We start from the raw sequence: 12474 nt of genomic DNA, 5'->3' as shown, positions 1-12474 counted from the left end.
AGTCTGAAACGTTCTACCTCGAAGGGTTGACCCATACAACGACTGCAATCGTTGAACAGACCGTTCGAGACTACATCACTTACTATAACGCAATTCGTATTCAAACGAAACTAAATAACCAGTCGCCGGTTGATTATAGGCGAYTGGCCGTTTAAACTTGAAAGGTGTTTTGATCCCTGTCTCACAAATGGGGGTCAGTCCACCTCTCTTTAACGCGGTTTTTTATCATGCGTATCAATAAACAACTTCCCTTTATAGTCAATCGTACAAAAAAACACGTCCTTAAAATCGAAGACGCCTCTTTCCTGCAAAACATTTTTTAACCAAAATCTTGTCTTTTCAAGATTTTCTAAGTTTTTGTCCTGCACCTTGCCATCCATAATAAGCGGGACAGGCAATATCTCAAAGCGATATTTCGGTGGAAAAATATTCGTTTGATTGTACTGCTTCAGCTTTTGGTCGGATCGCTCTGATTCCTGACCTTCATTACTGCCCTCTTCAGACTCATCAGCATTTTCCTTGGGTATGACGGACAGCTTGCCGCTCGTCTCCAAAATCGCAAATTCAACATCCGATACAGCACTGATTTTATTTTCCCTTAACTGCAGCATTAGATCATCCAGATTGTACCGCTGCTTGCGCATAACGTCACTATTCAGCTTGCCCTTGTCAATAATTACACTTGGTTTGCCATCAAACAGCAGTCTTAGCTTTCGACTCTTCATCGTCATAAAAGCACTGCCTACTTGAATAATCATCAAAACGACCATCGGTAAGATGCCTTCCCACATCGCCCGCTCCATGTCTTCAATAACAATGACTGCAATCTCAGCAATCATGACTGAAATAACGAGATCGAACACGGAAAGTTTACCGATTTCTCGTTTTCCCATAAAACGCATGATCAGAAATACGACGAAATAAATCATTATCGTCCGGATCAACAGGCCCCAAAATTCCAAAGGAAACCGCCTCCTCGTCTTTATCATTCGAGCTGATGCCAGCTGCGTTTTGTCCGTAAAGCTATTCTGACCTACGTGTTACAACATCATACTCCTGCTGTTTATACGAATATATGGCAATGCGGAATAAGCTGCTCATAAATACATACTGACAAGCTAATTCCTGTACTATTCTACCTAGCTTGACCATATGGATAAGTAATACGTTCATAACGCTGGGGGGAATATGATGAGTTCGGTTAAACAAGCACCTAAGCCGCCTTTAATCGCTTCACCTTTGCTTGCCGGAGTGCTTTTTTCAATCATTTGGCTAGCAGTAGGCGCATTGCTGCTCTCACTGCTTTTGCATTTTACGGCAATGAAGGAAAGCAGTTTGCCCTCTAACGCCATGCTGGTTCACGGCTTCGCAGCACTGGCGGGGGGCTTTACATCAGGAAGACGCTCTGAGAACAAAGGCTGGTATAATGGTGCATTGCTCGGTTTGCTTTATGGCGTAATTGTTATCATTATCAGCTTTCTTGCATCAAATGCTTCCTTATCCGTACATAGCATCCTTCTTCTAGGCGCTGCTCTCTTATCAGGCGCATTTGGCGGTATGATTGGCGTAAATATGAAGAAATGAACATTTACAAAAAAAAACCGACTAACATGCAAGCATGTCAGTCGGTTTTTTTAATTATTTCTCTAAATCAACCGACGCTGGTGCGGAGTTGATAATTGTATTAATTGCGCTGCGCTCAAATGTCATTTTAGTTGTATCGTTGACACGAATAACAACCGTATCGTCACTCAGCTCAACGACTGTGCCATGCAATCCACCAATTGTTGAAATTTTATCGCCTTTCTTCAATTGGTTAAGCATGCTTGCACGAGTCTTTTGTTTCTTCTGCTGCGGACGGATAAGCAAGAAATAAAAAACCGCAAACATAAGCACAAAAGGCCAAATCATTTGTAGGATATTTGTTGATCCTGCTTCACCTGCTGCTTGCAACATCGAAATCCCTCCTTTCAAAACCCTTTCTCATTATCGAACAGGCCGTAGCTTGTGAAGAAGGAATCCCGGAAATCCAAAAGCCGGTCATCCATGATCGCTTGCCGAACGTCCCGCATGAGTTGTAGCAAGAAATGCAAATTGTGATAAGTCGTCAGCCTCATACCGAACGTCTCATCCGCTTTAATTAAATGCCGGATATAAGCTCTGGAATAATTCGTGCATGTATAGCATGAGCACTCTGGATCCAGAGGACCATAATCCTCAGCGTACTTCGCATTACGGATGACGAGTCTGCCTTGGCTTGTCATGGTTGTCCCATTGCGAGCAATACGCGTTGGCAGAACACAATCGAACATATCAATACCCCGGATAGACCCTTCAATTAATGCATCCGGCGATCCAACTCCCATAAGGTAGCGTGGTTTATTCGCTGGCAAAATGGGAACCGTATAGTCGAGCACATCATACATCAGATGTTTAGGCTCTCCAACACTCAGTCCACCAATAGCATACCCCGGGAAATCCATGGAAGTCAAATCATTTGCGCTTTGAATACGCAAATCTTTGTACATCCCCCCCTGCACGATAGCGAACAGCCCTTGGTCATGTGGTCTTGCGTGAGCCTTAAGGCAGCGTTCTGCCCAACGTGTTGTACGCTCCAACGATTTCTTCACATAGTCATGCTCGGCAGGAAATGGCGGACATTCATCAAATGCCATCATAATATCAGAGCCAAGAGCATTCTGAATTTCCATCGCTACTTCTGGTGAAAGAAATTTTTTGTCGCCATTGAGATGGGAACGAAAGTGTACGCCTTCTTCGGTAATCTTACGCATTTCGCTAAGACTAAAAACTTGGAATCCGCCGCTGTCTGTTAGAATGGGACGATCCCAGTTCATGAACTTATGCAATCCACCGGCATTTCTTACAATGTCATGTCCCGGTCTTAGGAACAAATGGTAGGTGTTGCTCAAAATAATTTGAGCATCCATCGCTTTCAGTTCTTCTGGAGCCATCGTTTTCACAGTAGCTTGTGTTCCTACTGGCATAAAGGTAGGCGTCTCAATCACACCATGCGGAGTGTGTACACGTCCTAGTCTTGCTCCTGATTGTTTGCATTGTTTGATTAATTCATATTTTACAGCCACAATTCACGCTTCCTATTCCTAATTAGTAAATAAACATGGCATCGCCAAAGCTGAAAAATCGATATTCATGAGCAATCGCTTCTTCATAGGCGTGCATGACAGCATCTCGTCCAGCAAGCGCACTTACAAGCATAACGAGCGTTGACTTTGGTAGATGAAAATTGGTGAGTAATGCATTGACAAGCTTAAACTCGTAACCTGGGAAAATAAAAATAGATGTCCAGCCGTTGCAAGCTTCGATTGCTTTTCCTTCAAAGCGAGCAGCAACGGTTTCCAGCGTGCGAGATGAGGTTGTCCCTACAGCGATAATACGTGCTCCGCTCCGTTTGGCTTCATTAATTATTGCGGCATTTTGTTCACTCAGCTCATAATACTCTGCATGCATTTCATGATCCTCAACAAGGTCAACGGACATTGGGCGGAATGTGCCTAGTCCAACATGCAGTGTTACGTAGGCGAGTTTAACGCCCTTCGCTTGCAGACGCTGAAGAAATTCTTCCGTAAAATGCAAGCCCGCCGTTGGTGCTGCTGCCGACCCCGCATGTTTGGAATACACGGTTTGATACCGCTCGCGTTCTTCAAGCCTTTCCTTGATATACGGAGGCAATGGCATTTCTCCAAGACGGTCAAGCAGCTCCTGGAATATCCCCTCATATTCAAAACGTATCGTACGTCCGCCCATTTCGCCTTCTTGCTCAACAACAGCGCGCAGCAGCGGATTACCTGCACCATCATCTCCAAAGGAGAGTGCGGTGCCGACCTTCAAACGTTTAGCCGGTTTTCCGAGCGCATCCCAGCTGCCATCCTCTAGCTGTTTCAATAACAATAGCTCAATCTTTGCGCCCGTATCGCTCTTCATCCCCGTCAACCTGGCTGGAATAACTCTAGTGTCATTTAGAACTAGAACGTCTCCAGGCTTAACATACTGCTCTAAATCCGTAAATCTATTGTGTGTCAATTCGCCTGTTTGCTTGTTTAATGCAAGCAATTTCGAGGCCGTTCTGTCAAGCAATGGCGTCTGAGCAATTAAATGTTCTGGTAATTCAAAATCAAACCATTCTACGTTCATATCGATTCAATCATTCCTTAGCGATGGTGACATCTTTGTAGTAGTATTTCAAAATATATTGATAGTCATACCCTTGCTGAGCTAGGCTTAATGCTCCGTATTGCGATAATCCGACCCCGTGTCCGTTGCCAGACCCTACAAAACGGAACGAAGGCTCCTTCGTAGCTGCGCGAATATTACCGCTGCCATCTAATATAAACAAGTTAGCGTTAACCGCCTCTGTTTTTGTGCCTCCAGCACTAATCATATAAACAGGATTCGAATCCGACGGCTTCGTACGTGTTGTAGCTCCAGCACCAAGCATAGCAACCTTCGCGGTTTCCTCAATCTGGAACAACGTACTAGGCAAGGACCCTTGTACACCTAGTGCAGCACGATAATCAATTGGATAAGTAACAGTTAGCTTTTGTCCATTTGCTGTAATTTCTGTCGCACGTCCTGAAGCGCCGCGCTGGCTCACTTCGAGTGATTTGAGCGGACCTGAGACGGGAGTCTTCACTTTGCCGTTAATCGTTGTTAACATTTCTTGTGCACTGTAAGGACCACGTATCCAAGTCATTGAATTGGATTCTACACTTTTATCCAGCACAACGACCCGTGTTCCGTTGTCAACCGTTGCAATGACAGGGATCGTATCCTGTATAAGAGGATGCTTGCGTACTTTTGTGCCGTTTGTATTTACTAGCATGATACGACTTCCTGCTGCTGTCGTTTCTCCTGTCTCGGCTAGTAAATCCTCTCTAATATAACCAATAGCTCCGCTAGGGACAACAACGCGGTACCAATTGTTCAAACCTACCTCCGATGAAGCGTCCGGGCTTTTGACAGCCTGCATATAAGGAACTGCGTTGCCCCATGCTTCTTTGGCATCAGCCGTAAATCCACCACTGTTGGCTGAATAGATCGCATCAATTGCTTTTCCATTGTACAATGCAACTTCGCCTGCTGTCTCTTCGACGGCAGCAATGGTTGATGGCCGCTCTGAGCCTACACCGTAATATGCTTGGCTTAAAGTCGTATCCACGACATGCGCGATTTGGAAACCAAATCCTCGATTTAAAGCATAAGTGCGTGCAGCAACCGCTTGTGCCTTAAGTGCTTCGATAGGCCATGTAGGGTACATTTCCACACCTACAACTGAATATAAGTATTGTTCAAATGGAAGTTCATTTACGACTGCCATCCGTCCATTTAATATACTAAGCTCAAATAGTCCTCTATAGCTGCGAGCGCTCCGCTCGTTTAGCTTAATTGGATCATTCCCGATTGGAGATACCGTAACCTTCGTATCGTTGCCAGCAAACATATAGAGCTCAGTACTGCTTTCAGCTTTGGCAGTTACGGTATGATCATTTCTTATGAGCAAGTAAGCCGAACTAGCATCGGCCTCCTTCAACGCAGCTCCGCCTGAAGCATTTGCGGCAGCTGCTTTAACAATTTGCAGCTCAGCAGCTGATACAGCCGCCCCTACCATTACCGAGTAGTACGCTGATCCACTTTGCTGTGAACGAATAGCAACATAGGCATCGAGGCCAACTGCGCCGAAGCCGCTTGCTGCTGCTATCGCATCCGCTTTGCTGGTCAAAGGACCGCTCTCCAAATGAAGTGGGCCTTGAACCACCGAGTTCGAGCCTCCAACTAGCTTAGACAGCTCACTATCACCCTTCCACTTCGTTTGTGCAGTCACAGCTTCTGCAGCTGTTTTGTATGTACCTTCAATAACCTGATAGATGATTGCACCATTTTTTGAAAGGGATGTTATAAAAGCAGTACCTTTCAAAGCTTGCAAACGTTTCTGCACAGCTAGAGCTGAAGCAAACGTGGAGCTCTCGTACACTTTGACTTTAAAGCTGTCAACTGCGAATCGAGCTGTAGCTGCTCCATCTACATTAAACCAATTATTGATGCCATCAGGCTGCCTTACACCGATGCTCATTCCACCCGTTGATGAAAATGTGGCAGCTGCTGTCGTATCATCGTATTTCCCAGGCAATTGCATGAACAAAGCAACTCGGATATTGTCGAGCTTTGGTACTGCTGCCTGTGATGGAGAGCCTGTCCAAGCTGTAGCGAGCAGTACAATTGCGATCGTCATGATTAAGTAACGCTTCATATTCCGTTTAATTGACATTCCTGTTGTTCTCCTCCCTCTTCCGCGGCAATTCGCAGCCATTAACGGAACAGCTTTGTTCTGTAGATCCAAACCATTCATATCTTCTTTTGGCTACAAATTTGTACATACGATTTGCTATGCTTTTCATACCAGGTATTCGATAAAGTACGGATAGCCAGCGAAAGCCCTTTACCGTTCTTAATATACGGACAATTCCATCCGCACCAGCAAAGAGCTGCCCCTGCTCATCAGCAACATGCATTTTCTCATACAACTCTTCAAATTTCAACAGACCAACGGAAGGAATTAGCTGTTCCGTACTGCCTGCTGCCTCCAACTGTTGAATTTGAACATAATGCAAATCCGCTTTAGAATGAAGCTCCTTCAGCTTCGCAATGGAACCGAGGCACAGATTGCAATGGCCATCATAGATAACATAAAGTTTCTCAGCGGCACCATTGGCTCTGGAACTCATGGCGTACTACCTCCCCGGTATTGGTAGACCTAGGTGACGATAGGCGTTTTCCGTAGCAATCCGGCCTCGCGGCGTTCGCTGTAGAAAACCGATTTGCATTAAATACGGCTCATAGACATCTTCAATTGTTTGGCTTTCTTCGCCTATCGTTGCTGCAATCGTATCAAGGCCAACTGGCCTGCCGGCAAAAGTAGTCATCATCGCTTGCAGCATTTTGAAATCGATGAGGTCGAGTCCCATTTTATCTACCTGCAGCAGCTCAAGCGCCGAACGCGCGATATCATGTGTGATCACGCCGTCGCCGCGCACCTGCGCGAAATCACGTACTCGTTTAAGAAGACGATTCGCAATCCTCGGTGTTCCTCGAGACCGCATCGCAATCTCAGAAGCCGCTTCTCCTACAATGCTGACGTTTAATATTTCTGCTGTTCTAGCCACGATGAACGCAAGCTCATCCATCGTATAAAACTCTAGTCGGCTCACTACGCCAAAACGATCACGAAGCGGTGCAGATAAAAGCCCTGCTCTTGTAGTCGCGCCAATCAAGGTAAAAGGCGGCAAATCGAGTCGAACCGATCGAGCGCTCGGCCCTTTGCCAATCATAATGTCGAGTGCAAAGTCTTCCATTGCCGGGTACAATACTTCTTCTACCGTACGATGAAGGCGATGAATTTCATCAATAAAGAGTACATCGCCTTCCTGCAGGTTCGTGAGCAGTGCGGCAAGATCACCAGGACGTTCAATTGCAGGTCCGGATGTCGTGCGAAGGCTCACTCCGAGCTCATTGGCAATAATGTTCGACAAAGTCGTTTTACCAAGACCCGGAGGACCATACAGCAGTACATGATCAAGCGCTTCTTTGCGCAATTTTGCTGCTTCAATATATATTTTCAAGTTTTCCTTGGCTTTTGTTTGCCCAATATATTCGGCTAAATAACGGGGACGCAAGCTGAGCTCAACTGCCTGATCTTCCATCATCAGGTTGGCGGAAATGATTCTATCATCCATCTGCCTTCATCTCCCTACTTTAACCTTTAAATAGCTGCTGCAAAGCCCGCTTCATCAAAGAATCGACTGATTCCTCCGCCGTAACGCTATGCTGCAATCCATTCCATGCTTTATCAAGCTCCGCTGCTGTGTAGCCCAGCGCAGCAAGCCCTTCCCTTGCTTCCTGCCAAGCGGTGCCTGCGCCTTGACCTGAATGCCTGCTCGATGTAAGATCAAGCGCAACACCTGCTGCAGTCAAAAGACCTCCATCCAGCCCCGCCCCGATCAGCTTGTCCTTTAGATCTAGAATCATCCGCTGTGCGGTTTTTTTCCCTATGCCCGGAAGCTTAATGAGAAACGCTATATTTTCCTGCTGAATAGCGGCTATAACCGCATCCGGTCGACCACCTGACAAAATGCCCAAAGCGACGCGCGGACCAATGCCGGATACCTCCAGCAGCTTGCGGAACAGCGTCTGCTCCTCTCTCGTCTCAAAGCCAAACAACAGAACAGCATCCTCGCGAACGTTATGATGAATATAGACGACGACGGGTTCTTCTTTTTTTGCAAATGCATACGGATTAGGAGTAAATACACGATAACCGGTATCTCTTACGTCCAGAACGATATATTCGGATTCTAGATGGACGACATTGCCTCTTAAAAAATCGATCATGAACGTTTCACCTCATTTATTTTCTGATTGAGTACGACCGAGTGCGCATGACAGATCGCAACAGCGAGCGCATCGGCAACATCATCGGGCTTCGGCACTGCCGAAAGCTTCAAAAAAACCTTAACCATTTCTTGCACTTGTTTCTTCTCCGCTTTGCCATAACCAACAACCGCCTGCTTTACTTGAAGCGGCGTATATTCGCCAATAGGCAATCCGCGCTGCGCAGCAGCCAAAATAATAGCGCCCCTAGCCTGCGCCACATCAAAAGCCGTCGTCACGTTTCGATTAAAAAATAGTTTCTCTATGCCCATAGTGTCCGGCTTATATTTATCCATTAAAGCGCCCGCAGACTCGTAAACTTGCAGCAAACGCTGCTCTGAAGGCGTATGAGCTTCCGTCTGAATCGCACCGTATTGAACGGGCGTAAGCTTATGTCCGATCTTATCTATGAAACCAAATCCAACGATCGCATAACCAGGGTCAATTCCAAGAACGCGCAAACGGTCATCTCCTCAAAATAACTGCTTTCTCCACATACTCACTGAAAGTTGCTTCATCCATTATAGCAAAAGATGGCGTGAATGAGAACGCGCGTTTGATATTTCGGCCTTTAGACATAAAGAAAGGAGACCGCACGATGATGTGCGATCTCCTTTGTCACTTACTCTTGCTGATAGGCTGGGTTCATTACTTTCTGATTTTGCTCAATAGCATAGTCGCTATAGGTGGATAGAACACTATTATATTCTTCCATGTCGGTTATCCGAATCCCTCTGGTAAGCTGGTCCAGCTTATCCTGCGGCAAACTGCTCTCCATATAACGTACGTCCAGCTGGAAAAAGGTTCGAACAACCTTTTCTTTTTTTGGAGCTCCGTCATAAAGTGTAAGATTCCCTTTCTTGTCGACGCCCATATACGCATTCGCTTTACAATGCTCGGACAAATCCTCAATACGCTCTTCAAACTGAACGGTGCCCTGTTCTTGATTCAACATGACCTTCCACTCCGGATGTGCAAGCACTAGCTGAACAATCTCCTTACTCATCAATTGACCCAGAAGCTTCGATTCTTCGCCGCACACATATACGAGGCGCAGCTTTGCAGATAGAGCTCCATCAAGCTTCTCAAGCTCTTGAATAACGCTCGTTTGATTCGCTGATGGCTTGGGTGCAGCTGTGACAACATTTTTATTAGCGATAAAGAGCCAACCTGATAGCAAGCAAAACATAATAACGCCTAACATCCAAACGGGACGCCGCTTTCTCTTTAAACGTTTCTTTAAGTTTTTCCAAAGGCTGAATTCCATCATAGGGAAGACCCCTTCTTTATATTTTTTGATAGTATGCGCCATAATTACATAAATATTCAAAACGATTTATTTGTAAGAATCCATAGTTTAAGCTGCTTGTCCGATACCTGTTTTTTCAAAAAAATGACTAGCATTATGTATTCATAATAAAGAAAGCCCCAAAGGATAGTAGACCTTTGGGGCAGCATGCATTCATTTAACGATTGATCCAAGGCTGATTTCCACGTTTTTTCGGTTTATTAGGCCGTGTGGAAACTGTTCGAATAACTGCTTTTTTGTTCGATTTCTTTGGTACAACTATCTTTGCTGGTTTTTCAATTTGTACGTCAGCCGCCTTTGCGGTGTTTTGATCAGAACGATTTCCTTTGCAGCCGCAATCGTCTTGATTCATATTGCCTACACCGGCTGTTTGAGGCCAACCCTGATTAGATGGAAACGGCTGTGAGTACGGGGAGAAACCAGCTACAGGATAACCATAACCGCCATCATTTTGCACTTGAACCGGCATTACATTCCCATGACCGCCATGACCATAGCCGGAGCCATAACCATATTCAGGCTGCATGCTCGATGGGAAAGCCATCCCTTGGTTCGGCTGTGTTGCAAATGGCGATACCATGCCTTGGTTCGGCTGTGTTGCAAATGGCGATACCATGCCTTGGTTCGGCTGTGTTGCAAACGGCGATACCATCCCTTGGTTCGGCTGTGTTGCAAATGGCGATACCATGCCTTGGTTTGGCTGTGTTGCAAACGGCGATACTGCGCCTTGGTTCGGCTGTGTTGTAAATGGCGATACCATGCCTTGGTTTGGCTGCGTCGCAAATGGCGATACCGCGCCTTGGTTTGGCTGTGTCGCAAATGGCGATACCGCGCCTTGGTTTGGCTGTGCCGCAAATGGCGATACCGCGCCTTGGTTCGGTTGTGTTGCCAGCGGTGATACACTGCCTTGGTTCGGCTGTGTCGCCAGCGGTGATACACTGCCTTGGTTTGGCTGTGTCGCTTGAGGGGACACCTTACCTTTATTCGGCTGTGTTGCCAGCGGCGATACCATGCTTTGGTTCGGCTGTGTTGCCAGCGGCGATACCATGCCTTGGTTCGGCTGTGTTGCCAGCGGTGATACTATGCCTTGGTTCGGCTGTGTTGCCAGCGGCGATACCATGCCTTGGTTCGGCTGTGTTGCCAGCGGCGATACCATGCCTTGGTTCGGCTGTGTTGCCAGCGGCGATACCATGCCTTGGTTTGGCTGTGTTGCCAGCGGCGATACCATGCCTTGGTTCGGCTGTGTTGCCAGCGGCGATACCATGCCTTGGTTTGGCTGTGTTGCCAGCGGCGATACCATGCTTTGGTTCGGGAAAGCAGAAGTTCCGGCTACCATTTGACCTTTTTCCTGCATGCCATGCTGGAGTGGATTTATCATGGGATAACCATAACCCCATTCAGGGCCAACGCCCATAGGCATGCTGGATGGAGATGGGTAACTGCCGACAAATACCATCCCCGGCGGACACTCAAATGGCGCCTCGATGCCTTCATGCATTGGGCTTACCGTACTTCCGAATGGTACAGGTTGATGCCAATCTCCGTAACCGTAGCCATGTTCCATGTGAGCAGGCATGGTCATTGGTTGACCAAATCCATACCCCGACTGAATTGGCATGGTCATCGGTTGCCCGTAACCATATCCCATCTGAGCTGGCATAGTCATCATTGGCTGATGATGCCCATATCCTCCGTAAGTAGGCTGTTGTGCAGCTGGCGAGATTGCTTCAGGTGCTTTTGGCAAATCATACAAGGATAATGCTTCGGTTGCTGGGATGCCATATTGCTTGAATAAATCAACATTTGGCTTGTATTCGGAATGAATCGGTTTTAGCTTTTTCTCAACAGGCTTTTCGATCGGCAGCGCCTTTTTGGCTGGCTCAACTGCTGCCGCCTTAGGGGCAGGAAGAGGAGCTGGTTCTACTGGCTTCACAATAGGTGCTGTTGGTTTTTTCTCTTGAACAGGTGCAACAGGCGTTTCAGGAGCAGGGGCTACCGGTGCTGGTGCAATAGGCGCAGTTGGCGTCTTGCCTGCAATTGGAGCTGTTGGTGTTTTTCCAATAATAGGCGCTGTAGAAAGCTTTCCGACCCAGCCCTGTACCCCTTGCATGATTGAGCTTGGGTGAAGGGCGTGATGACCTCCCGTGTTTTGTGCCACGCTCTGTCCAGCTTGTTGTCCAGTACCTCCAGTACCTTGGCCACCAGTTCCTTCAGTCATGGTTTCGCCTACTTTAGGAATATTCACAACTTCACCAGTAAGCAATACATTCGGATTTTTGAGCTGCGGATTCGCTTTAATCATATCCGCGAGCGGCACGCCCCAAGCTTTCGAGAGCTTCCAAAGGGTATCACCTTGTTTCACAATATGCTGATGCATGATGTCCATTCCACCTCCTGCGCCGCCCGCGATGCTTGAAGGAATTTTCAGCTTCATGCCAACATCAATGGCGTCCGGATTCGTAATACCCGGGTTCAGCTTCAAAAGCTCTTCGAGCGATACATTATACTTTTGGCCGATAAAGTATAACGACTCGCCTTTCTTCACAATATGGATTTTCACTCGTTGTTAACCTCCTGTCACGTTCTGAATAACCAGGCACTGCTAATGCCTATTATCAATCCTTACATCCTATGCAGAATATGGGCAGGTGTCTCCACTTTCACAAAAAAAATAGTAAAAAGCCGAGTTCACCCATCAGAGT

At 46.7% G+C, this 12474-nt stretch carries 13 protein-coding genes; 2 read left to right on the top strand and 11 right to left on the bottom strand.

Annotated features, from left to right (window positions below; translation table 11 throughout):
• On the top strand, window positions 1–155 hold a 155-nt coding region (locus tag AC1DPK_RS24765), incomplete at its 5' end, for an IS3 family transposase (RefSeq protein ID WP_477511938.1).
• Window positions 156–209: 54 nt separating this feature from the next.
• On the opposite strand, the gene AC1DPK_RS24760 is transcribed toward AC1DPK_RS24765, so the two are convergent.
• Window positions 210–929: a YetF domain-containing protein gene (locus AC1DPK_RS24760; protein WP_430057844.1), complete on the bottom strand. Its 720-nt coding sequence runs from the start codon at window positions 927–929 to the stop codon at window positions 210–212.
• Between the two features lie 259 nt (window positions 930–1188).
• On the opposite strand from AC1DPK_RS24760, the gene AC1DPK_RS24755 reads away from it, so the two are divergent.
• On the top strand, window positions 1189–1584 hold the full coding sequence (locus tag AC1DPK_RS24755) for a TIGR04086 family membrane protein (protein WP_256711052.1): 396 nt from the start codon (window positions 1189–1191) through the stop codon (window positions 1582–1584).
• A 54-nt stretch (window positions 1585–1638) separates the two neighbouring features.
• Here the strand turns inward: AC1DPK_RS24755 and yajC are convergent, their stop codons facing one another.
• From yajC to AC1DPK_RS24705, 10 genes are all read right to left on the bottom strand, one after another.
• Window positions 1639–1956, bottom strand: a complete 318-nt coding sequence (gene yajC, locus AC1DPK_RS24750; RefSeq protein WP_076270836.1) for a preprotein translocase subunit YajC — start codon at window positions 1954–1956, stop codon at window positions 1639–1641.
• A gap of 14 nt (window positions 1957–1970) precedes the next feature.
• Complete coding sequence (gene tgt, locus AC1DPK_RS24745; RefSeq protein ID WP_179089915.1) at window positions 1971–3104, bottom strand: tRNA guanosine(34) transglycosylase Tgt; 1134 nt, start codon at window positions 3102–3104, stop codon at window positions 1971–1973.
• Between the two features lie 22 nt (window positions 3105–3126).
• A complete protein-coding gene (gene queA, locus AC1DPK_RS24740; RefSeq protein WP_477511936.1) occupies window positions 3127–4173 on the bottom strand; it encodes a tRNA preQ1(34) S-adenosylmethionine ribosyltransferase-isomerase QueA in 1047 nt (348 codons plus the stop codon).
• 10 nt (window positions 4174–4183) lie between these two features.
• Window positions 4184–6304, bottom strand: a complete 2121-nt coding sequence (locus tag AC1DPK_RS24735) for a SpoIID/LytB domain-containing protein (protein ID WP_477511935.1) — start codon at window positions 6302–6304, stop codon at window positions 4184–4186.
• Window positions 6294–6761 (bottom strand): thiol-disulfide oxidoreductase DCC family protein, encoded by a 468-nt coding sequence (locus AC1DPK_RS24730; RefSeq protein WP_477511934.1) that lies wholly within the window; start codon window positions 6759–6761, stop codon window positions 6294–6296. The genes AC1DPK_RS24735 and AC1DPK_RS24730 overlap by 11 nt, the downstream gene beginning before the upstream one ends.
• 6 nt (window positions 6762–6767) lie before the next feature.
• Window positions 6768–7769 carry a Holliday junction branch migration DNA helicase RuvB gene (gene ruvB, locus AC1DPK_RS24725; protein ID WP_076270841.1) on the bottom strand — a complete coding sequence of 334 codons (1002 nt, stop codon included), beginning with the start codon at window positions 7767–7769 and terminating at the stop codon, window positions 6768–6770.
• 19 nt (window positions 7770–7788) lie between these two features.
• Window positions 7789–8424, bottom strand: a complete 636-nt coding sequence (gene ruvA / locus AC1DPK_RS24720) for a Holliday junction branch migration protein RuvA (protein ID WP_054027250.1) — start codon at window positions 8422–8424, stop codon at window positions 7789–7791.
• Window positions 8421–8924 (bottom strand): crossover junction endodeoxyribonuclease RuvC, encoded by a 504-nt coding sequence (gene ruvC / locus AC1DPK_RS24715; RefSeq protein ID WP_477511933.1) that lies wholly within the window; start codon window positions 8922–8924, stop codon window positions 8421–8423. Before ruvC ends, ruvA begins: the two co-directional genes overlap by 4 nt.
• A gap of 161 nt (window positions 8925–9085) precedes the next feature.
• On the bottom strand, window positions 9086–9733 hold the full coding sequence (locus tag AC1DPK_RS24710) for a BofC C-terminal domain-containing protein (protein WP_477511932.1): 648 nt from the start codon (window positions 9731–9733) through the stop codon (window positions 9086–9088).
• A 196-nt stretch (window positions 9734–9929) separates the two neighbouring features.
• Window positions 9930–12332 carry a LysM peptidoglycan-binding domain-containing protein gene (locus AC1DPK_RS24705; protein WP_477511931.1) on the bottom strand — a complete coding sequence of 801 codons (2403 nt, stop codon included), beginning with the start codon at window positions 12330–12332 and terminating at the stop codon, window positions 9930–9932.
• Between the last annotated feature and the right edge of the window lie 142 nt (window positions 12333–12474).

It is taken from the genome of Paenibacillus sp. 01T424, assembly GCF_056398745.1.
This window is presented reverse-complemented; position numbering and strand designations above follow the sequence as displayed.